Source organism: Limnobacter sp. MED105, assembly GCF_000170915.1.
In the GTDB taxonomy this organism is placed as follows: Bacteria; Pseudomonadota; Gammaproteobacteria; order Burkholderiales; family Burkholderiaceae_B; genus Limnobacter.
The window spans coordinates 138,332-159,881 of the sequence record NZ_ABCT01000006.1; the positions used below are offsets into that span (position 1 = coordinate 138,332).

The 21,550-nt window shown below is 51.7% G+C and carries 23 protein-coding genes and 1 tRNA gene; 19 read left to right on the forward strand and 5 right to left on the reverse strand.

Annotated features, from left to right (window positions below):
* The first annotated feature begins 4 nt into the window (after positions 1 to 4).
* The 3 genes from LMED105_RS07965 to LMED105_RS07975 are packed head-to-tail and all read left to right on the forward strand — an operon-like array spanning position 5 to position 2,697.
* Positions 5 to 775 carry an SURF1 family protein gene (locus LMED105_RS07965; RefSeq protein ID WP_008250045.1) on the forward strand — a complete coding sequence of 257 codons (771 nt, stop codon included), beginning with the start codon at positions 5 to 7 and terminating at the stop codon, positions 773 to 775.
* Positions 776 to 814: 39 nt separating this feature from the next.
* Positions 815 to 2,146, forward strand: a complete 1,332-nt coding sequence (locus tag LMED105_RS07970) for an ATP-binding protein (RefSeq protein WP_008250046.1) — start codon at positions 815 to 817, stop codon at positions 2,144 to 2,146.
* Between the two features lie 2 nt (positions 2,147 to 2,148).
* Positions 2,149 to 2,697 carry a response regulator transcription factor gene (locus tag LMED105_RS07975; protein WP_008250047.1) on the forward strand — a complete coding sequence of 183 codons (549 nt, stop codon included), beginning with the start codon at positions 2,149 to 2,151 and terminating at the stop codon, positions 2,695 to 2,697.
* Positions 2,698 to 2,719: 22 nt separating this feature from the next.
* On the opposite strand, the gene LMED105_RS07980 is transcribed toward LMED105_RS07975, so the two are convergent.
* Positions 2,720 to 3,196 (reverse strand): DUF1178 family protein, encoded by a 477-nt coding sequence (locus LMED105_RS07980; RefSeq protein WP_040512899.1) that lies wholly within the window; start codon positions 3,194 to 3,196, stop codon positions 2,720 to 2,722.
* 122 nt (positions 3,197 to 3,318) lie between these two features.
* Here LMED105_RS07980 and LMED105_RS07985 point away from each other — a divergent pair, with 122 nt between their 5' ends.
* From LMED105_RS07985 to LMED105_RS08025, 9 genes are all read left to right on the forward strand, one after another.
* Entirely contained in the window at positions 3,319 to 3,684 is a 366-nt protein-coding gene (locus LMED105_RS07985) for a hypothetical protein (RefSeq protein ID WP_156799594.1), read from the forward strand.
* Positions 3,685 to 3,791: 107 nt separating this feature from the next.
* On the forward strand, positions 3,792 to 5,168 hold the full coding sequence (gene soxC, locus LMED105_RS07990; protein WP_008250050.1) for a sulfite dehydrogenase: 1,377 nt from the start codon (positions 3,792 to 3,794) through the stop codon (positions 5,166 to 5,168).
* Positions 5,169 to 5,170: 2 nt separating this feature from the next.
* Positions 5,171 to 6,229, forward strand: a complete 1,059-nt coding sequence (locus LMED105_RS07995; protein ID WP_369745962.1) for a c-type cytochrome — start codon at positions 5,171 to 5,173, stop codon at positions 6,227 to 6,229.
* Between the two features lie 30 nt (positions 6,230 to 6,259).
* The gene (gene soxY, locus LMED105_RS08000) at positions 6,260 to 6,733 is read left to right on the forward strand and encodes a thiosulfate oxidation carrier protein SoxY (RefSeq protein WP_008250052.1); all 474 of its coding nucleotides are present in this window, start codon (positions 6,260 to 6,262) and stop codon (positions 6,731 to 6,733) included.
* A gap of 21 nt (positions 6,734 to 6,754) precedes the next feature.
* Positions 6,755 to 7,066, forward strand: coding sequence for a thiosulfate oxidation carrier complex protein SoxZ (gene soxZ / locus LMED105_RS08005; RefSeq protein ID WP_008250053.1), 312 nt, complete (start codon positions 6,755 to 6,757; stop codon positions 7,064 to 7,066).
* 37 nt (positions 7,067 to 7,103) lie between these two features.
* Positions 7,104 to 7,940, forward strand: coding sequence for a sulfur oxidation c-type cytochrome SoxA (gene soxA, locus LMED105_RS08010; RefSeq protein ID WP_008250054.1), 837 nt, complete (start codon positions 7,104 to 7,106; stop codon positions 7,938 to 7,940).
* Between the two features lie 17 nt (positions 7,941 to 7,957).
* Positions 7,958 to 8,599, forward strand: coding sequence for a sulfur oxidation c-type cytochrome SoxX (gene soxX / locus LMED105_RS08015; protein ID WP_008250055.1), 642 nt, complete (start codon positions 7,958 to 7,960; stop codon positions 8,597 to 8,599).
* 69 nt (positions 8,600 to 8,668) lie between these two features.
* Positions 8,669 to 10,396 (forward strand): thiosulfohydrolase SoxB, encoded by a 1,728-nt coding sequence (gene soxB, locus LMED105_RS08020; protein WP_008250056.1) that lies wholly within the window; start codon positions 8,669 to 8,671, stop codon positions 10,394 to 10,396.
* A gap of 5 nt (positions 10,397 to 10,401) precedes the next feature.
* A complete protein-coding gene (locus LMED105_RS08025; RefSeq protein WP_050771189.1) occupies positions 10,402 to 10,845 on the forward strand; it encodes a thioredoxin fold domain-containing protein in 444 nt (147 codons plus the stop codon).
* Positions 10,846 to 10,857: 12 nt separating this feature from the next.
* Here the strand turns inward: LMED105_RS08025 and LMED105_RS08030 are convergent, their stop codons facing one another.
* Positions 10,858 to 12,252 (reverse strand): response regulator, encoded by a 1,395-nt coding sequence (locus LMED105_RS08030; protein ID WP_040512805.1) that lies wholly within the window; start codon positions 12,250 to 12,252, stop codon positions 10,858 to 10,860.
* Between the two features lie 262 nt (positions 12,253 to 12,514).
* Here LMED105_RS08030 and LMED105_RS08035 point away from each other — a divergent pair, with 262 nt between their 5' ends.
* From LMED105_RS08035 to LMED105_RS08045, 3 genes are all read left to right on the forward strand, one after another.
* Positions 12,515 to 13,543 carry a hypothetical protein gene (locus LMED105_RS08035; RefSeq protein WP_008250059.1) on the forward strand — a complete coding sequence of 343 codons (1,029 nt, stop codon included), beginning with the start codon at positions 12,515 to 12,517 and terminating at the stop codon, positions 13,541 to 13,543.
* Between the two features lie 79 nt (positions 13,544 to 13,622).
* Entirely contained in the window at positions 13,623 to 14,663 is a 1,041-nt protein-coding gene (locus LMED105_RS08040; protein ID WP_198006820.1) for a putative solute-binding protein, read from the forward strand.
* A gap of 133 nt (positions 14,664 to 14,796) precedes the next feature.
* On the forward strand, positions 14,797 to 17,496 hold the full coding sequence (locus LMED105_RS08045; RefSeq protein ID WP_008250081.1) for a TRAP transporter large permease subunit: 2,700 nt from the start codon (positions 14,797 to 14,799) through the stop codon (positions 17,494 to 17,496).
* Positions 17,497 to 17,552: 56 nt separating this feature from the next.
* Here LMED105_RS08045 and LMED105_RS08050 read toward each other — a convergent pair.
* A tRNA-Arg gene (locus LMED105_RS08050) sits at positions 17,553 to 17,627 on the reverse strand.
* A gap of 220 nt (positions 17,628 to 17,847) precedes the next feature.
* Here LMED105_RS08050 and LMED105_RS08055 point away from each other — a divergent pair.
* Genes LMED105_RS08055 through LMED105_RS08065 form a run of 4 tightly spaced genes read left to right on the forward strand, consistent with a single transcriptional unit; the run spans position 17,848 to position 20,475 of the window.
* Positions 17,848 to 18,453, forward strand: coding sequence for an RNA polymerase sigma factor (locus LMED105_RS08055; RefSeq protein ID WP_198006821.1), 606 nt, complete (start codon positions 17,848 to 17,850; stop codon positions 18,451 to 18,453).
* A 43-nt stretch (positions 18,454 to 18,496) separates the two neighbouring features.
* A complete protein-coding gene (locus tag LMED105_RS16275; RefSeq protein WP_083797141.1) occupies positions 18,497 to 19,864 on the forward strand; it encodes a sigma 54-interacting transcriptional regulator in 1,368 nt (455 codons plus the stop codon).
* A 38-nt stretch (positions 19,865 to 19,902) separates the two neighbouring features.
* On the forward strand, positions 19,903 to 20,121 hold the full coding sequence (locus LMED105_RS16790; RefSeq protein ID WP_156799595.1) for a hypothetical protein: 219 nt from the start codon (positions 19,903 to 19,905) through the stop codon (positions 20,119 to 20,121).
* A 15-nt stretch (positions 20,122 to 20,136) separates the two neighbouring features.
* Entirely contained in the window at positions 20,137 to 20,475 is a 339-nt protein-coding gene (locus LMED105_RS08065; protein WP_008250088.1) for a hypothetical protein, read from the forward strand.
* A 5-nt stretch (positions 20,476 to 20,480) separates the two neighbouring features.
* Here LMED105_RS08065 and LMED105_RS08070 read toward each other — a convergent pair whose 3' ends face one another.
* Together LMED105_RS08070 and LMED105_RS08075 are read right to left on the reverse strand one after the other, a co-directional pair.
* Positions 20,481 to 20,852, reverse strand: coding sequence for a hypothetical protein (locus tag LMED105_RS08070; RefSeq protein ID WP_156799596.1), 372 nt, complete (start codon positions 20,850 to 20,852; stop codon positions 20,481 to 20,483).
* Positions 20,853 to 20,911: 59 nt separating this feature from the next.
* Positions 20,912 to 21,487: an RNA polymerase sigma factor gene (locus LMED105_RS08075; protein ID WP_008250092.1), complete on the reverse strand. Its 576-nt coding sequence runs from the start codon at positions 21,485 to 21,487 to the stop codon at positions 20,912 to 20,914.
* Between the last annotated feature and the right edge of the window lie 63 nt (positions 21,488 to 21,550).

Below are 21,550 nucleotides of genomic sequence, written 5' to 3' on the forward strand. Positions count from 1 at the left end.
CACCATGAATGATGTGTCAAAGCCCCATTCAGCCCGTGCACCCAGATCAATCAAAAGGCTGCTGGGCTTTGCCCTGGCGGCCTTTTTTTTCAGCGTATTTTTGGCACTTGGCACCTGGCAGGTGTACAGGCTTGATTACAAACTCGATTTGATTGAGCGCGTTGAAAACCGTGTGGATGCGCCAGCCGTGAATGCGCCTGCCGCCGCCGAATGGCCTGCTGTTGCCCGTGACACCCATGAATACCTGAATGTGAAAGTGCAGGGTGAGTTGCTACCCCAGCACACCACCCGCGTTCAAGCCACCACAGTGTTGGGGGCTGGTCATTGGCTTCTTACGCCGCTGCGCCAGGCCAACGGGGAAATTGTGTGGATTAATCGCGGGTATATTCCCGTGAACGAAGCTGATCCCATGACGATTGATAACACCCAAGGTCTGTTTGAAGTGCGTGGCTTGTTGCGAATCAGCGAAGCGGGTGGCGCATTTTTACGAGAGAACGACCCTGCTGGCAATCGCTGGTATTCTCGCGACATTGAAGCGCTGTCGCAGCACCACGAACTGCAAACCGTTGCGCCTTTTTTCATCGATGCAGGCACTCCTAGAAATCTGGGCGAAGAAATCACGGGGTTTACCCCAAAAACCTACCCGGTCGATGGATTAACTGTAATCAAGTTTCACAACAGCCACTTGGTGTATGCCTTCACTTGGTATGCTTTGGCCTTGATGGTGGCGGGTATCACCGTTTGGCTGAATCGCAAGTCAGTCGCCTTGGCCTAAACCCGCTTGTTCAGGTTCAGCAGCAGGATTCGAGTTCCAATGGCCATTAATTCCGACATCGTTTCCATTCGGCAAGGTAGTAGCGCGTTTGATGAGACAAACGTGTTGAACGAAACCGGCCACAAAAACATGTTGCATTTGATTCACCTGCGCTGGCTGGCCGTGGGTGGTCAAATTGCGACCATATTGGTCGCTACCTGGGGCTTTGGCATACAGCTGCCGATGTTCAACATGCTGGCCGTGATGGTATGCCTGATCGCTTTCAATATTGGCAGCCACCTGCGCTGGCACGAAGAACGTGTGGTCAGCAATCGCGAATTGTTTTTGGCCATGCTGGTGGACATCGCCAGCCTGACTGCCCAGCTTTATTTCACTGGCGGTATCAACAATCCCTTCGTATTCCTGTTTTTGTTGCAGGTTATTCTAAGTGCGGTGTTGTTGCGGGCCGAGTCTACCTGGCTTGTGGTGGCCATTACTACATTGTGTCTGGCTTTCTTGTCGATTTTCAACAAGCCGCTGGTGTGGCCGCTGAATAGCCCGTACAAACTTGCTGACCTGTACGCGACCGGCCTGGTCATTTGCTTTGTGCTGAATGCGGCCCTGTTGGTGATCTTCATTACCCGAATTGGGCGTAACTTGCGTGCTGGTGATGCCGCATTGGCCAGCCTGCGGCAACGCGCCGCCGAGGAAGATCACATTGTGCGCATGGGCCTGTTGGCCAGTGGCGCTGCACATGAACTGGGTACACCATTGGCCACCATGTCGGTGGTGTTGGGCGACTGGAAGCGGATGCCCCAATTCTCAAATGACCCGGCCATGCTGGAGGAAATTGAGGAAATTGAAGGGCAGTTGCTTCGCTGTAAAAGTATTGTCAGCGGCATTTTGTTGTCGGCAGGCGAAACGCGTGGGGAGTCTTCTTCAAAAACCAGTCTGAATGAATTCTTTGAAAGCTTGGTGGAGGAGTGGGAAAGTAGCCGCCCAGCCCAACACTTTGAATACAACAACACCATCGAAGAGGAGTTCACCGTTGCCTTTGATTCAACCGTGAAGCAAATGCTGTTCAACGTGTTGGACAATGCACTTGAAGTCTCGCCGAACTGGTTGCGATTTGAGGTGTCCAAGGTCAGGGATCAGTTATTTTTGACCGTGACTGACCAAGGCCCAGGTTTCAGAGCCGATATTCTTGAGCAGGTGGGCACTCCTTACAATTCAAGCAAGGGGCGCCCGGGCGGGGGTCTCGGGCTTTTCCTGGTCTTGAATGTGGCGCGCACGTTGGGCGGCACGCTGACAGTGAACAATCGTAAAGAGGGCGGTGCCGAAGTGGTGATTGCACTGCCGCTAAACGCCATGATTTTGCAGGAGAACAAATAGCCATGAGCCAAGGTAGCAGTATGGAAAGGCTTTTGTTGCTGGTTGAAGACGACGAGGCATTTGCCCGCGTTTTGAAGCGTTCTTTTGAGCGGCGTGATTACAAAGTACTTCATGCCAGTAGCCAGGAAGAAATGCAGGATGTGCTTTTGAAACAAACGCCAACGCACGCGGTGGTTGACCTAAAGCTCAGCGGTAATTCGTCAGGCCTGAATTGCGTTCAGGCGCTGCATGAACACAACCCGACCATGTTGATTGTGGTGTTGACTGGTTTTGCGAGTATTAACACTGCAGTGGAAGCGATTAAACTTGGGGCGTGCCAGTATTTGGCGAAGCCTTCCAACACCGACGATATTGAGGCCGCTTTCGGCCATGTGGCGGGCAGTGAGCCGGTCGAACTTACGAACCGCACAACATCGATCAAAAACCTGGAATGGGAACGCATTCACGAGGTGCTGGTGGAAACAGATTTCAATATTTCAGAAACAGCGCGCCGGCTGGGTATGCATCGCCGCACGCTGGCCCGCAAGCTCGAGAAGCGCCGCGTAAAATAAGTGGCACCTCGAGCCGCTTGAATCAGTTCAATTCCTCTTCACTCGGAAGCACGGGCAGCGCAATCACTTCAATACCCTCGTCGCGCAGTTCTTCAAATTCCTCAGGGCTGGCCTGTCCGCGTATGGCACGAATGGGGGCCTCTTCATAATGAATTTTTCGAGCCTCCTCGGCAAAGCGGTCGCCCACATCTTCCGAGTGGTTAATCAAGGCCTGAATGGCCTGACGAGCCATGACAAAGGCGGTGGCTACATCCACTGAATTTGGCTTTTGTACTGTGGGTGCTGCAGGTACCCCTGCGCCCTGTGCTTCGCTAACCTTAGACTCAGTATGGGCTTTGCCGCCAATGTTGATCTTGGAAGGTACTTTGCGAATGGCAGATGTGCCACACTCAGGGCAGGTCAGCAGTTTTTGTTCGCGTTGGTCATCGAAATCCTCGTTGGACCGAAACCAACCTTCGAAACGGTGGGAGTATTCACACTCCAGGTCGTAAATAATGATTGCCACAATGTTTGAATCTGTCTCTGAATTTGGGTATTTTACAGTGGAATGGTTTGCCTACCGCTGAATTCGAATCTCTTCTAGAATTCGATCAACAACAATCAAGGCCCAAAGAGGTTTGTATGTCCCGAAAAAAGTCACTTGAACCGCATTTGCGCGGCATCGTTGACTTGGTATCCGCCACGCTCGACGAAGGCACGCGTCAGGTTGAAGGCGTGCATCGCCGAATTGCAGACATTCCGTTCTCCGTGCTGAAAAAAATTCGCCCGATCGCGCCAATTTCATCGGCCGTGCACATGGTCGAGAAGAAAATAACCCATTCAGCCTACGACACTGTGCGCCTTGTGGCCAAGGTAGGTGCTCAGGCTGTTCACAATGTGTTGCCTACAGATCCCACCAGCCAGGGTATCTCCAAACCCGACTACAAAATAGACCACGACAGTCTTAGAAAACAAAAGACCGAACAAAAGACTAAGAAGAAACCCTAGGTGCAAATTGCTTGCGCAAGTTGAATTTAGAGCGTAGATTCTAGATATGAGCATATGCGCATATAGTGACGCAATGCAGCAATAATAGTCATATCCAGGAGACATTTGTGTCGTTCGACATTCCCTCAGACACCCCCTTGGGCCAAATTCGACGCGCCCCGGAAAATTTTGTCAGTCGCAGTGACATCGCTTTCGTGAATCGTGCCAGCGACACCGATCGCCGTGGTTTTTTCAAGAAAGCCTTTGCTGCCGCCGTTGCCGGCAGTGTGGCAAGTGCCATAGGGGCTTCACCTCGTTTGGCGCAGGCGGCGCAGGGTGATCCCGCCATTCTGAATTTGCCAGCGCACAGCAAGGGCCTGGGTCAACCCGTTGCCACCATGCCCTATGGCATGCCTTCACAATACGAAAAAAACCTGCAGCGCAGGGAATCACCAGGATTGACCCGCGTGGGTGGTTCATCGGTCTCGTTTTGCCCTTTGCAGGGATTGTTCGGAGTCATCACACCATCGGGTCTGCACTTCGAGCGTCACCACCAGGGTTGGTGGGACATTGACCCCACCCAGCACCGCTTGATGATCAACGGCCTGGTGAAAAAGGAAATGGTGTTCACCGTGGATGAACTCATGCGCATGGAATCTGTTTCCCGCGTTCATTTCATTGAGTGCGGCGCCAATTCTGGCATGGAGTGGGCCAATGTAGCGGTGCCAACCGTTCAGTACACCCATGGCATGTTGAGTTGCTCCGAGTTCACTGGCGTGCCCCTGATCAAAGTACTGGAATATTGCGGTGTTGACCTGAAGAAGGGTCGCTTCATTCTGGCCGAAGGTGCCGATGGTTCATCCATGACCCGCACTATTCCCATGGAGTTAGTAGAAAGCGGCGAAGTGCTGTTGGCCTACGGTCAAAATGGCGAAATGCTGCGACCCGAAAATGGCTACCCCTTGCGTTTGGTGGTGCCGGGTGTGCAAGGCGTAAGCTGGGTAAAGTACCTTCGCCGAATTGAGGTGGGTGACAAACCCTACGGCACCAAAGACGAAGCCATTCATTACGTCGACTTGATGCCCGACGGCACACACCGTCAGTACACCTCCATTCAAGAATGCAAATCAGTGATCACCACACCATCGGGCGGTCAAAAATTACTCAGCCCTGGTTTTTACAACATTACAGGGCTGGCCTGGAGTGGCAGAGGGAAAATTACAGCCGTCGACGTATCGACCGACGGCGGAAAGAGCTGGAAAACAGCCAAACTGCAAGGCCCCGTTCATGACAAATCGCTGACCCGTTTCAACCTGCCTTGGGTTTGGGACGGCAAAGGCGAGGTCTTGCTGCAAAGCAGGGCGGTGGACAGCACAGGCTATGTGCAGCCCAGCTACCGAACACTTCGTGAAAAGCGCGATGACAAGAGCATTTACCACAACAACGCAATTCAAAGTTGGCGCCTGGATGCCGCTGGTGAAGTGCACAACGTGCACGTGGGGTAAACATGAGCAAGATGGAAAACAGGATTAAATTAACCGGTTTGCTTAGCAATGCCGCAATGGCGGTACTTCTGTGTTCGCTGCTTTGGACAGCAGGTGCAGCCCAGGCTTTCGAAGGTTTGGGGCGCTTGGCCACTCCCGATGAAGTCAAAGCATGGGACATTGATGTTCGCCCAGATTTTGTGGGTTTGCCCAAAGGCAGCGGCAGCGTGGCCAAGGGTATGGAGGTGTGGGAAGCCCAGTGCGCTTCTTGCCATGGCGTGTTTGGTGAAAGCAATGAAGTGTTCACGCCGATAGTGGGCGGTACCACGGCTGAAGACATCAAAAAAGGGCGCGTGCAATCGTTGAAGGACGGTTCTTCTCCTCAGCGCACCACCTTGATGAAAGTACCCACATTGTCGACTTTGTGGGACTACATCAACCGTGCCATGCCATGGACCGCACCGAAAAGCCTGAGCACAGAGGAAGTTTATGCAGTGACCGCTTACATTCTGAACATGGGTGGCGTTGTGGGCGACGACTTTGTTCTGAGCGACAAGAACATGGCTGAAACTCAAGCCAAGCTGCCCAACCGCAACGGCATGCAAACCAAGCACGGCATGTGGTTGCCATCGGGTAAACCCGATGTGAAAGAGGCGCGTTGCATGTCAAACTGCAAACCTGACGCAAAAGTCATTTCTTTTTTGCCTGATTACGCACGCGATGCGCATGGCAATTTGATCGATCAGAACCGCCTGGTAGGTCCCGTGCGTGGCGTGGTTACCGTGGCTTCGGCGGGTGACAAACCGGCAGTGCCAAAGCTCAGCATGAACAGTGGGGAAACGTTGTTCAGTGCAAACGGATGTGTCGCCTGCCACGGCATTGACAACAAAAAGTTGGGCCCATCGGTGGTGGCGGTGGCGAACAAGTACGCTGGCAAAGCGGATGCAAAAGCGTATCTTGCCGGTAAAATCAAGGCAGGCAGCAGTGGTGTTTGGGGTGACATGCCCATGCCCGCTCAAGCGCATTTGGCCGATGAAGACATAAATGCACTTTCTGACTGGTTTTTGTCCAAGCAGAAGTGATTTGATTGAATTTTAAGGAGGAGTTACTCAATGAACCAAAACAGACGCACCATGCTGAAGGCCTCTTCTGGCCTGACAGTATTGGGCTTGGCAGTTGCCGCCGGATTGATCAAACCCAATGAAGTATTTGCAGCAGCCGGTTACCCCGACAAAGCGTTCAACGCGAAGTCAATGGACGAGCTGATGAAAGCACTTGGCGCGGGCATGCCCACAGAGAGTAAAGACATCACAGTGATCGCTCCTGACATCGCTGAAAACGGCGCAGTGGTTCCGGTTGGTGCTGACAGCAAGTTGAAAAACACCACAGAAGTGGCTTTGCTGGTTGCCAACAACCCATCCATGTTGTCTGCCCAATTCATGATCCCGGCCGGCACAGATGCGAAGGTGAACACCCGCGTGAAAATGGGTAAATCAAGTGATGTTTACGCGCTCGTGAAAGCCGATGGCAAATACTACTTTGCCAAGAAAGAGGTCAAGGTGACCCTCGGTGGTTGCGGCGGTTAATTAAAAATTCAGGAGAAAAACATGGGTGATCCAATGAAAATTCGCGCCAAAGCCAATGGCGACGAAGTTGAAGTGAAAGTATTGATGGCGCATGAAATGGAAACTGGTCAGCGCAAAGCTTCCGATGGCAGCTTGGTGCCGGCCTGGTTTATCCAGAACGTCACCGCAAAGTGCAATGACAAGGTGGTGTTGCAGGCCAACTGGGGCCCGGCAGTGTCCAAGAATCCCTTCCTTTCCTTTTCTTTCAAGGGTGGAAAGGCTGGTGATACAGTCGAAGTAACATGGACAGACAACAAGGGTGATTCCCGCACCGACAAAACAAAAGTGGCGTAATCTCCAATTAATTCATAACCATAAGAAGGGGTGTGAGATGAGGCAAACAGCAAAAACAGCGGCCAAGCTAGCCGCTGTGACCCTCGCGGGTGCCAGTGTATTGGCATCCATCACCATGAATGCACATGCTCAGAAAACAACCGAGCAGGGCATTCAGGAATACCGTGACATGCTGGCCGATGGCAACCCAGCCGAATTGGTCGAGTTGCGTGGCGAAGACATTTGGAAAAAGCCGCAAGGTCCCAAAAATGCATCGCTTGAGCAATGTGACTTGGGCGCAGGCCCTGGCAAGCTTGAAGGCGCAGTGGCCACCATGCCACGCTTTTTCAGCGACACGGGCAAAGTGATGGATGTAGAAACCCGGCTGGTTCACTGCATGGTGACTCTGCAAGGGCGAGACGTTGCTGAAGTCACCAAGAAACCTTACTCAAGTGCCGGTGAAAAGCCCACTGAATTGGAGTCACTGGTGGCCTACATTTACGCGCAATCGCGTGGCGCCACCATCAAGGTGCCGCAAGGTCATCCCGAGGAAAAGGCATCGCGTGCTCGTGGCGAGAAAATCTTCTTCTACCGCGCAGGCCCTTATGATTTTTCATGTGCAAGTTGCCACGCCACAGACGATCAACGGATTCGTCTGCAAGGCTTGCCTAACCTGACCAAGCCTGAACCTGCCCAAGCCGCATTCGCGGCCTGGCCTGCTTATCGTGTTTCACAGGGTGCTGTTCGCTCCATGCAATGGCGCATGTACGACTGCTTCCGTCAGCAACGTTTCCCCGAGTTGAAGTATGGCTCGCAAGCGTCGATCGACCTGATCACTTTCCTGGGCGTGAAAGCCGAGGGCGGTACCATGCAGGCCACATCGCTTAAGCGCTAACAACAAGGAGAACAAACATGCTTCGCACCATTAAACACTCAACTGGCCTGTTGTTGGTCGCCTTGTTGGCCGCCTGTGCAAACACGGACAGCAAACCCGTGGTGGCTGAACCCACCAATGAAGAAATCAATCAGCTATTGCTTGCTTCGTTCAAAGACAAAGGCATTGCCAAGCTTGAGCGTGTGAACCAAACCGAATTGCAGAAAGCCTGTTCATTGGCTGAGACAGCACCCGGCGGTTTGTCGGACGCGAAACGCACCGAGTTGCAAAATGCGGCCCTGGCTGCAGTGAAGTTTCCAGCCGATGGCAAGTATTTGGGCGACTGGAAAGCAGGCGAGAAACTCGCGCAAAACGGTCGTGGATTCCAGTTTAGCGACAAGGAAGGCACCGCTGCCGGCGGAAACTGTTATGCATGCCACCAGTTGGCACCGCAAGAGCTGGCCTACGGCAATATTGGTCCTTCCTTGTACCAGTACGGCAAGTTGCGTGGCAATTCTGAAGAAATCATGAAGTACACCTGGGTCAAGATCTGGAATTCCCATGCCTACAACGCATGTTCCAACATGCCACGTTTCGGCGCCGAGGGCATTCTGACTGAAACCCAGATTAAAGACGCAATGGCCTTGCTGTTGTCACCCGACTCGCCGGTTAACAAGTAATACAAATGTTCTCATCACCTGTGCCCGAAAAGGCGCAGGTGTTAACTCTCTGAAAAGCGAACTATCCAAATGCAGATGAATCGACGCGAATTCATGGGCATGCTTGCGGCCGCCTCGGCTGCGGGCATGGCGATCAACTCACCGCAGGTGCTGGCGGGTGGTCACGGTGAAAAACTGTACGACCTGAAACCTTTTGGCAATGCAAGCTTGCTGCACATGACCGATTGCCATGCACAGTTGGTGCCCATTTATTTTCGCGAACCCAACGTGAACTTGGGCGTGGCCGCTGCATTTGGCAAGGCGCCGCACCTGGTGGGAGAATCGCTGTTGAAGGCATTCAATATCAAACCTGGTTCAGCGCAGGCGCACGCATTTACTTATCTGAATTTTGAAGAAGCCGCCAGGCACTATGGCAAAGTGGGCGGCTTCGCACACCTGTCCACATTGGTGAAAATGATGAAGGCCAACCGGCCTGGATCGCTGTTGCTCGACGGTGGCGACACCTGGCAAGGCTCGGCGACCAGCCTGTGGACCAATGCCCAAGACATGGTGGATGCTGCAAAAATGTTGGGTGTTGATGTCATGACCCTGCACTGGGAATGCACCTATGGTTCAGACCGAATTCTTGAAGTGGCTGAGAAAGACTTCAAGGGCAAAATCGACATCATTGCCCAGAACATCAGAACTGCCGATTTTGGCGACCCTGTTTTTCCAAGTCATGTGATGAAAACAATCAATGGTTGCAAGGTTGCAATCATTGGCCAGGCTTTCCCCTACAGTCCGATTGCCAACCCACGTTACTTCGTCAAGGACTGGTCTTATGGCATTCAGGAAGAAAGCATGCAGGAAGTGGTCGACGAGGTGCGTGCAAAAGGCGCTCAGGCGGTGGTTCTGCTGTCACACAACGGCATGGACGTTGACCTGAAAATGGCCAGCCGCGTAACCGGTATTGATTTCATTCTGGGTGGCCACACACACGATGGTATACCCAATGCCATTCCGGTGAAAAATTCATCGGGCACCACGTATGTCACCAACGCGGGCAGCAACAGCAAGTTTTTGGGTGTGCTCGACATGGACATTCAAGGCGGCAAGGTGCGCGACTTCAAGTATCGCTTGTTGCCCGTATTCTCCAACATGTTGCCAGCAGCCCCCGACATGGAAACCTTTGTGCGCAATGTGCGCAAGCCCTACATCGAAAAGCTCAGCGAACCGCTGGCCGTGAGTGAAGGTTTGTTGTACCGCCGAGGCAACTTTAATGGCAGCTGGGACCAGTTGATCGTCGATGCCTTGATGGAAGTGAAGGGCGCTGAAATTGCATTCTCTCCGGGTTTCCGGTGGGGCACTTCGTTGCTGCCAGGCCAAACCATCACGCGTGAACACCTGATGGACCAAACTGCGATCACCTACCCCAACACCACATTGACCAACATGAAAGGCGAGTTCATTAAAACCGTGCTCGAAGATGTGTGTGACAACCTGTTCAACCCCGACCCTTACTACCAGCAAGGCGGTGACATGGTGCGTGTCGGCGGCTTGACCTACACTTGCAACCCCAACGGCGAAGCGGGGCAGCGTATTTCGGACATGCGATTGAATGGCAAACCCATTGAGGCCACGAAAACCTACAAGGTGGCTGGTTGGGCGCCTGTGGCCGAGGAAGCCCGCAACAATGGCGAACCGCCAATTTGGGACGTGGTGGAAACTTACCTGAAAGACAGGAAAACAGTGGTCACCAAAGTGCCCTACACGCCCAAACTGATCGGAATGAACGACAACCCGGGGTTCGTGGTCTAAATTGCATGAAAGCAATTTGGATGTTCTTACTGTTTGTAGGGCTCTCACCCGCGCTTGGGGCGGGTGAGAGTGCCCTTGAGTTTCCGTCGAATCTTCAAGTTCGACAAGCACCCGCCGTGGTGGTTTTGTTTTCTTTGCCCGATTGCGCCTATTGCGAGAAGGTCAGGCAGCAATCGCTACGCCATATTCACAGCGACCCCGCTTACAGGGGTAGGGTGGCAGTCTACGAAATCGATTTTTCAGACAGCAAACGCAGTTTTACCTGGTTTGATGGCAACAGGTACACCGGTAAATCCTTGGCTGGTCCGTTGAATGTGAAGTTTTCGCCCACGGTCATGGTGTTCAATGCCCAGGGCGCGGTGGCCGGGAAACCGCTGTTGGGCGCAAGTTTGCCCGAGTTTTATGGCGCTTATCTGGATGAATTGATAAAGGCTGCCTGGGCCTTGTAGTTCAACCCGCTTTCAGTCGCTGGCGGTGCCCTGGTTGCCTTTGAAATCTGAAATTGCGCTTCGAATTCTGTCCAACATCGCCTTGGAAGGTTTGTGTTTGGTAATTTGACTGGCCAGTTCATAACCTTTGGTGTCCATGCTCACCGCAAAGCACAATTCCAACAGGCTGGTCAAGGTTTCTGGTTCCAGCGTGGGAAGCACATCTGAATTGTTCTCGAAAAAGGCGACCAGTTTGTCGTTGGCCTTCACTCCACGACCATCGGCGATGTCTTTTTGTATGGCCATCATGGCGCGCGCAAGGTCAAGTTCGGCCGAGTTTACAGTGCTGCGCATTTTGGCGGTCAGCTTCTCCGCCTCTTCATGTCGACCTTCTTTCACATAAATTTTTGAAAGCTGCAGGTAGTCGTGGATTTGGGAAAGCGAGGTGTTTCTTGAACGGTCAATTACTTTCGTCAAATAGTTTTTAGAGCGGGTATTGTCGCCAATCCGAACGGCCAGGTCAGCCAGTTTGCGCAAGCGGGTTGTCGATGAAAGCGCCTTGGCTCCCATTTTCTCCAGAATGTCCAGGGCATCTGCGGGGCGGTTTTGTTCCCAGAGTACGTCGGCAAACAGGTCGCTTGCTGCGAGGTATTCCGGGTTTGATTTCACCACTTCGCTGAGCAGTTCATTGGCGTCTTCAAACTGTTTCTTTTCAAGATTTACTTTGGCCAGTAACAACTGCATCCATGGTTTGGGGGCTTTCTCAAGTTTAGCGAGTAATTCATGCTCGGTTTTTTCGTACTGCGCAGACCTGTAAAACGACTCCACACGCATGCGTTCCAGTTCATTCAAGTATTGGGGAAATTTGGATTCCAGGTCTTCGCAAATGCCCGGCACTTCTTGAAAGCGCTCCTCAAACATCGAGCGGTAGGCCTCGGCGAGCCGAATCTTCCGGTTGAATATTCGAACCACGCGATCGGACAGCGTCGACGCGGTGAACGGTTTGATCAGGTAATCGTCGGGCTCAAATTCGGCTACCGCGACCACATTGCCGTAACTTCGCTCACCGGTCACCATCATGAATGCGGTATTCCACGCCAGTTTTTTATTCACGCGAAGGTCTTCTAGCAATTGTTGGCCATTGCGGTCACCTTCCAGTTGGTATTCACACACAATCAGCGCGAATTCGCGAGAGCTCAAGTGCTGTTCAACCTCGGAAACCGAGCTGGCGAAAATAACTGACTTGGCGCCCAATTGAGAGAGTTGATCTTGAAGCGCACGGCGAGTCGCCAGCGCAGAATCCACCACCAGTGCCGTTTTCCCCTTCAGCGGCGTCATGTCTTTCACGGCCTGCTTCATTCGATCAGGTTTGCTTGGGCTGTCCTTTGCAGTTGTGTCAGTGTTGTCTGCCGGTAGGTCAATCTGCATCATGAATTTCAAGAGGGCAACATGGAGATACTTTATTCTCCGCGCTTTTTAACAATTTATTGCCTTCAATTGCGGGGTGTTTTGGCATCTTTCTTCGGGTTTGGTGGGTTAAATAGAATGACGCTTCTATTAACAACTGTTTACTTTCCCTTGGATGGGTGAATATTTCATGGTTTAATAACGTGCGCAAACCTTGTTACTCAAAGGTCAAATCCAAATATTGACTAGGCAAGGTATAAAAGAAAAATCAACGGAGACATCAATGATCAAAGCTGGCGTATGGCGTGTATTGGCCATTTCGGGAGTGGTTGCATTTGCGGCAGGTTGCGCAAGCGTCGAAAGAGGTGCTACAAACCTTGCGATTAACTTGATTGAACGCAGAATTATTCCCCCCCAGCTTGAAATCGATGATGTCGACATGGCCTGTCGATTCGCCACAGGCAACTTCCCCCTCATTTCTGGGGGCACCCGCGCATTCGGTGGTGACCCACAGCTTCTTGAATCCCTCTTGTTGGTGTCCTCAGCCGCCTGTTCTGAACAGCGCGCCGTGGAAGAAGAGTTGCGCTACCTGCGCGCCTCCAAGCAGAACAACATTGAAGAAGCGCAAGATGCCCGCATCGGCCAGAAGCGCTTGCTTGAGATCACAGCACGTCGCCAGCTACGTGCATTTGAAGCCATGCGCAACAAGCTTGAAGACAAGTACAATTTTGAATACGGTGAGGGTTGCCCCGAATTTGAACGCGATTTCGATGAGTTAGCCTACTTATTAGGTACCGTGGCTGGTTTGCAAGCCGTGGTAAACGACATTGCTTCCCAGCAAATGGTAGGCGTGCCCACTGACATTGCACCAAAATCCGAGCGTGCGCTCAAATGCATATCCAATGCCAAGTGGTGGGGTGCTCCCAACGCCGCGCGTGCTGTGGTCTGGAGTATTTTGCCAGGTGCCTCTGAGGGCAAAGATGTGTGGGGCACATTCCGCTTGTCCATGTTGATTGGCGAGCGTCAAGGCGTGCGTCTTTCTCATGTGATGTACGGTTTGTCCGCACTGGCTGTGGGTGACACCACTCGTTTTCGCGACGCCACCAAGCGTTTTGCCAATGTAAAAGATTATAAACCAAGCGAACAATATGCCTTGGTTGAAGGTATTTCCGTTGCTGTGATGACCAACCTTTCCGACCGCTACTGGTCAGAAAACGTGGGCACTCGTACCCCAGTCGGCAGCATGGGAAAATATTGGGATGAAGAAGCCGCAATGCCTGCAGGCATGAATGTGGACGACTTGTTGAACTAAGTTTTTGCTCACAGCAAGCCTTGGCCATACTCTAGCGACCGGCACAAGGCGCAGAAACACAATTTTGGGAGACCAGACAATGACATTTAAAATGAAAGCAATCACCGCCGGCTTTGGCTTGGCTTTGATGGCATCTGCATCACCGGCTTTGGCCAAACAAAAAGTATGTGTGTTTGACATTCTGGGCGCGGGTGGTGATGTGTTCAACTTGAGCAAAGACTACGTTCTCGCCGCCAAGGGTTTCGGCGCTGACCTGCACCTGGAGGCTTTTACAGACGAAAAAATCGCGTCTGAAAACTTCAAAACCGGCCAGTGCGACATGCTGGTGGCCACCTCGTTCCGTACACGTGCTTACAATTCCGTGGCTGGTTCGATCGATGCCCTGGGTGCTGCTTCTGTCGTGAAAGACGGCAAAGTGGACATGGCTTTGAGCTATGAAGTGGTCAAGCGCACCATTCAACTGTTCGCCAGCGAGAAAGCGGACACATTGATGACACAAGGTAATTACCAAGTGGCTGGTATCATTCCTTTCGGTGCTGCCTACCTGTACGTGAAAAGCCGCGACATCAACTCCGTTGAAAAGCTGGCTGGCAAGAAAATCGCCTCGTTTGATTACGACTCAGCCCAGAAAGAAATGATTTCCAAAGTGGGTGCTTCGCCCGTGTCTGCTGACATTTCCAACTTTGGTGCCAAGTTCAACAACGGTTCTGTAGACATTATTGCTGCGCCCGCAGCCGCCTACAAACCACTGGAACTGTACAAAGGCTTGGGTAGTGCTGGAGCCATCGTTCGCTTCCCGGTTGCTGTGTTGACCTATCAAGTAATTGTCAACAAATCCAAGTTCCCTGAAGGTTTTGCCCAGAAGTCTCGCGACTACTGGTTCAAGAAATTCCCGGCGGGCATGCAAATCATTACCAACGCCGAGAAGGGTATTCCCAACGGCGCCTGGATGGACATTCCAGCGGCTGACTCTGTGAAGTACACGATTTTGCTGCGTGAGTCACGTGTTGCTTTGGCCAAGGGTGGTTCATATGATCCCAAGGCTTTGAACATCATGAAGCAGATTCGTTGCAGCGTGAACCGCGCAGACTCCGAGTGTGCAACAAAGACCGAGCTGTAAAAAAACAAAGGTGGGCCCTATTTGCCCACCTGTTGCCTTTGATGTAAAGGGGCTTGCCGTTGCCCCTTTTTTATTATCTTAAATAGCTAATTAGATCAGTCAATCAGTCGATTGACGCTGATAAGGATCCGTTATGCAGAGTTCCGCCGGCAAAAAATGGTTTGGTCGCACGCCATCTGAATGGCTCTCCAGCCTCCCGATTTTCTCACTGTTGTTGCTTACCCTGATCATTGGTACCGGTGAAATGGTGCACGGCCAGCTCTTGCGGCTTGGCGAGCGCATGTTCGGTGATCCTGAAAACCAGGTTCAGTACTTTCTCCTTCGTGCCGATCCCTCTGCACCCACTTGCGAAGCCAACCCCGATATTGATGCACTGGTGGCTAAACAGGTTGCCGACGCAGAAAGCGCACCCAAATCGGATCTCGATTTGTTGTTTGGCGATGTTGCCATTGACCCCAATGAAATTCGTGCATCGCTTGAAGCCGCCCGTGATCAGTGTCGCGAGCGCTATGCTGTATATGAGCGAGTGAGCAAGGCCATTACGCCTGAAGTGGAAGTGTTCCGCGAAATTGAAACCGGCTTCTTCGGTATTTTCAAGTTCGGCACGGAAAACCGCCCATTGATTTTGTTGATCATGGTTGCCATTGCAGCCATTTCAACCACCAAGCATTTCCACCACATCAGCCTGCGCCCGCCGCGCACCAAGAAAGACTTTCAGGTCTATTCTCTGGCCATGCTGGGTGCCAACTTGCTGATGACTATTTCAGCCAGCTATTACCTGAAGCTTCAATACGACTCGGGTGTGGCGGTTGAAAATCCGCTGATCAGCATCATTGCGATCGCCCTTTTTGCCGCGCTTTCTTTCATCAGTTTGAAAGATGTTCTGAAAATTCCCGCGCAAGCCGAGGAGGGTGGCAGCTACGGCCTGGGTCTGTTGAGTATTCCGTTGTACGCCTTTATGGCACTGAATGCGGGTATCAACTTTTTCATGGACGATTACATCGCTGGTTTGGCAATTTACTTCGGCCAAATTACCGAGTTGTCGAGTATTTTCCTGAATCTGGCCCTGTACTTGTGGGCTGGTATGTTGCTCAAGCAAACCCGCGTGGTTTCCTTGTTCATGGATATTTTGAAGCCCTGGAAGTTACCACCCGAGGTTTTTACCTGGATTGTATTGCTTGCGGCTGCAATTCCAACTGCTTACACGGGTGCCTCCGGTGTGTTCGTAATTGCAGCAGGCGCGATTGTTTATCGTGAGGTGCTTGCGTCAGGTGCACGTCGTCCTTTCGCTCTGGCTGCCACAGCGATGTCCGGTTCTTTGGGTGTAGTTCTCCGACCATGTCTTTTGATTGTGGTTATTGCAGCATTGAACAAAGAAGTTACCACCAGTGAATTGTACGGCTGGGGTCTGTTCGTGTTCATTCTGACCTCGACCATTTTCATGTTGATCGCATTGTTGAAAGCGGAGGGGCGTGTCACCGAACGCGCAAAGGCAAAGGAGGCGCTGCCACAGTCGCTGCGTGCCTTGGTGCCGGTATCGCCTTACATCGTGATTGTGATGTTGGTAGTGTTTGGTTACGAATACCTGCTGGACACCAAGCTCGACGAATTCACCGCACCAGTGATGTTGCCCGTGATCATGTTGTTCGTGATTATTTTCGACAAACTGCGTGGTGGTCCCACCAAAGTGGGGGGCGACACACCGGCTGACAAGAAGAAAAATCAGGGTCTTGAGATGGCGGTTCGTAGTGCCACCACCGAAACAATCGGCCACATTGGGGCCCTGATTATGTTGATGGCCTTGTCCATTAGCGTCGGCGGTATGATCGAGCGCTCTGGTCTGATGAGTGTTGTTCCAGCCGAGATGGCGAGCATTTGGGGCGCCTTGACTCTCTTCATGATCATGATGGTCTTCATCGGCATGGTGATGGATCCATTCGGTGCGGTTATTCTCGTGTCGGCCACGGTCGCGCCAATTGCATACAGCAACGGTATTCACCCGGTTCATTTCTGGATGATTGTGATCACCGCGTTTGAGTTGGGTTATCTGTCACCGCCTGTCGCGTTGAACCAGCTGCTAACTCGTCAAGTGGTGGGAGAGGCCGAAATGGACAAGGTTGCCGATGAAGTCAAAGGCAAAGCTTTCTACTACCGCTACGAGCGCTGGCTATTGCCTGTGTACACCTTATTCATCGGTTTGTTGATTGTGACTTACGGTGGTCAGGCTTTGATCAACAATGCGGACAACTTGAAGCCGGTCAGTCACTTCCTTGGTCTCGATCAACTGCGGCCAGCCGTGCTTGATCAGTCGCCCACACCGGCTCCTGAACCTGCGCCTGCCGCTGAACCCATGGTCGATCCTGTTGTAGATCCGGTGACAGATACCATGCTTGATCCGACTTTACCGCCAGCAGACGATTTACTGGGCGGAGAGCCGCCTGCAGCGGCTGCTGCTGCAACACCTTCGGCAGCGCCGGCTGGTCCAAGCCCGGCTCAGCTTCAGGTAGAGGTGACTGAAGTGGTTAGCAACTGGGCGGCAGCCTGGAGCGCACGGGATGTTGAGGGTTATCTCAGCTTCTACTCCGCCAATTTCGAGTTGCCTGGTGCGCAGAGCAGGGCGCAATGGGAAAGCCAGCGTCGTGCCCGCATCGCCAACAAGTCGAGTATTGAGGTGGACATCAGCAACCTGAATGTTCAGGTCAACGGTGAAGAAGCCACTGCCGAGTTTGATCAGGCTTACAAAGCTGATAAGTACTCTGACAATGTTCGCAAGACATTGCGCCTGAAGAAAGAAGACGGTCGCTGGAAAATCGTGACCGAGCAGGCCAGCTGAACAAGCCGGCGTGCGAATGAAAAAGCCCCTGACCAGTCAGGGGCTTTTTTTATGCCTGGTCTCGCGGACAGGAATCGAACCTGTATCTAAGCCTTAGGAGGGCCTCGTACTATCCATTGTACTACCGCGAGATCAGCGCATTTTACACTGCAACTGGAGTCGGCCTGCACCGGGGCTTGTGATGATTTATAGATTTTGCTTGGCCCAGCGCTGTAAATTTAGAAAAAATCCAATGCATGCCAAGAGTTAATCAATAAATATGCCATGAAATCAATTGGTTAAAGTTTGCCTGATCCTGGCATGCACACTGCACAACGCTTGTTACCACACACAAGCAAACAGAGGCAGGCCATGGAACACAATGCAAACTTACAGCAGTTCGAAATCACCGTTTCGGCCATAGAGGAAAATACGCTTACTCCGTTGAGTCCAGCACAATTGGGCGCACTGGAAGCCTTGTTGAAATCACAGCAATCCCGCTTAAAGCACTTTGTACGCAAGCATCTTCGCCGTGAAGATTACGTGGATGATCTCATTCAGCAAACCCACATGGCTGCATTTCGCAACTGGGCCGGTTTTCGTGGCGATTCCAAGCCTGAAACCTGGTTATTTGGCATTGCATTGAACCTGGTTAAGAACTTTCGTTACCGCGACACCAGTTTTCGTTTTCAAGGCGATGATTTCGACGAGCAAATCAGCCTGATTCCTGCCGACTCCATTTGTGAGCCAGAAGAATCCCTGATGCGCCAGGAACGCATGGAATCCTTGAAATCTGCAATTGATCAACTCCCAGGCAAAATGCAAACAGTGGTTCAGCTGGTTTTGCTCGAAGGTTTGACTTATCAGGATGCCGCACTTGAACTGGATTTGCCAATTGGTACAGTTCGCTCTCGCCTCTCGCGCGCGCGGGACATGCTTAGGGTGGAGGTGATGGGGCAGTCAGAATCACAGCATTGACTAATCCCAAGGGGTGATTTCAAGCGATTGCACAGCCCTCACAATGAGTCTTGTCCATTTCATTGTGCAATCGCCACCAATGACCGAGTTAACGCTTTGCATCGAATCCCCCGAACTGAAAAGCAGACTGCGCGCTGCAGCATTGTTGATGCAGGCTAGTGTTCACGAACTTTCGTTGGTCGACCTGTTGGGTAAACGAAGCTTACCGGCGCACTGGTTACTGGTGGATCAGGGTCTGGAGCAGCTTGGCGATTTAATTGAGCACTTCAAAGCGCACGGCAGAACGCCAGAAACACAAATTATTCGTTTTATCGAGAAGCCCTGGCAAGAGTACGTGTATCACGACATTCCCATTTTTGCCTCAATTGTGCACCCGGCCAACCCATTGGCTGCAGTTCAGGTACTTGAGAAACTGATACGCACCAAACCATTCCAGTTTGGTAAAAAACCCTTGCCCAACGGCAACTTGGGGCCATACAGCGATGAATTTGTTCGTTCGCAACCCATGCGCCACGCTGTGGCCCAACTTCAGCGCTTAAAGCAACTACCTGTCGACACGGTGTTGCTCGGGCCGACTGGCGCTGGCAAAGACACTGCTGCACGTTGGCTGCATGCACATTCCGGGCTTAAAGGCGAGTTTGTACACGTCAATTGTGCCGCTTTGCCAGAACAACTTTTTGAAGCGGAGGTGTTTGGGGTTATGGCCGGTGCTTTTACGGGCGCACAAAAAGACAGGCCAGGAAAGCTCGAGCTTGCACACAATGGCACGCTGTATCTTGATGAAATAGACAGCCTGCCGCTGTCGTGCCAAGCCAAGTTGTTGAATGCGCTGCAGTACCGCGGAGCGGTTCGACTGGGCGGGCATGTATTCTACAAGTCAGTTTTTCGCGTCATCGCGTCGACAAAAGCCAAACTGGAAACGTTGGTTGAACAGCGCAAATTTCGGGAAGACCTTCATTTCAGGCTGAGTGTTTCTCAAGTTCGAATTCCTGCCCTGGCAGAACGGCTCGAAGACATCATTCCCTTGTACCGATATTTTCTGAATGATGTCGCTGCACAGTTCAAGCTTGAGGTTCCAAACCTGGAGCTTGAGGATATGGACGAGTTGTTGAGTCGACCATGGCCTGGCAATGTACGTGAGTTGCACGCATTCGCTCAGCGCCATGTGATGGGTTTGGGTACACCTGGTGCAGTGCCATTGAGCGGGCCACATGCTGGCCTGAAACAGCGTTTGCTGGCTTTCGAGAAGGCAGTTTTGATACAGACACTTCAGGCACACGATGGGTGCGCGCGCATGGCCAGTGAAAGTCTTGGCATTCCCTTGCATTCCCTGTACTACCGCATGAAACGTTTCGATTTGCTGGAGAAAACCGGGAACCATTCAGACTACAAAACCACTCAATTGTCATGAAACGACGTTTATTGGCCCGCTGCCTGTAACTACTAAAAATGATTAATCCAAACACTCCGTCAATACAGACTGCTTCTTTACATGCGAGTGGCAATGCCAAGCCAACTGGCTCTGCTGTACGCAATACCTTTAAGTCCATTCTTTCTGAACTCAATGCTCGTCCCATGAAACCACTTGCCTTGCAACGTTTCGCAGGCCTGGCTGCGCCCCGTGGTCTTGCGCAGCAAATTCACAGCGACACTGCTGGTGTTGTTTAGGTGCCCCCACAATCCATGTCGCCAAGTTATCCCTCGAACTGGTTTCTAATCGATGAGCAACCCGTTGAGGGCCTGGGGCATGGAGAGCTATTTCAGTCCTCTTTATGTCCATCTGATTTTCAAGCCACGCTTGTACTGAATAACTATGAAAGTAATTGTCTGCGAGACTGGCTTTCACAGCGTTGGCTTGCAAAGTCTCTGGAACAAAGCCGTATTTTTGAAGCTGATCAGTCTGGTCTGCTTGTTTCCAAGGCCATGTCGGCCGCCAACTTGCTAGATGCAAAAGAAAGATTCGAATTCTGGTTGAAGTCAGTTTCAGTCGATCGGGTCAAGGCTACACAAAGCCGAGGCTGATTGCTCTATGTTGCGCCCTTGTGCTGAAAGTAGGTTTGCTTGTAGGCAAAGGCAACATGAACAAATCCCTGAAACTGGGTCATGATGATATCGTTGTTCTCGCTCACAATTTCGACGCATAGGCGTAGGCAGTTGTCGTGGTTTGAAATGGCAGTTGATACACCATCGGGCATGTCGTTTTTCAGTTCACCGAATAGGTTCAAAGCCAACTTGATTTGATTCTCCTGAACCTGTAACGACTTGCCCAAGCTGAAAATTCTTGCGCTTACCCGGCAATCGGTTCCGCCAAGGTGCTGCAACTCAACAGTGAAGTTTTTTTCGAAATCAATTCGATATCCGTCTGTTGCAGCACATTGCTCGGTATCGCCAGCGCTCATTCCCAAAGATTCCAGAATTTTGTTGAGTGCTCCATATCGGATCGCCAAATTTGCGTTCATCAGTCCATGTAAAGGTCGTAGATTGATTTCAATTGGGCACGCGATCTTGAAATGCGTGAGCGAACAGTGCCAATCGGGATGCCTAAAATATCCGCAGCCTCCTGGTAAGAATTACCATGCTGAACCACCAGAATCAGGGTTTCACGCAGATCATTGGGCAAGTTGCCGATGGCCGACTCCAGTTTGATACTGAACTCGTTTTTCATACAGTGTTGCATGGGGTCTGACCCCTCGGCTTGTTCCAGTTCAAGGTCCTCATCCGAGGTGAAATGAAACTTGTACTGTGGGGAACGGCGTGCTGTATTTCGAATAATGTTTAATGCGATGCCGAACAGCCAGGTGGCTCTTTTTGCATCACCTCGAAAACTGTCCCAGCAGCAGTAAGCTTCAATCAGGGTTTGCTGGAAGATGTCTTCAACTGCATTTTCATCACGAAAATGTTTGATGATGAAGTTACGCAACCGCTTTTCCTGCTTGGCAACCAACAATTCAAACTCCGAGCGTGTTGTTTCCAGATTCGCCCTTGAGCACCTTTGAATAGAGGTGATCTTTAACTTGGGGGCAATCGGTTTCATGTCGAGCCTCTCTACTTGAAACGGAAGTGGAATCATGGTCGGCCTTGGCGAATTATTTAAATA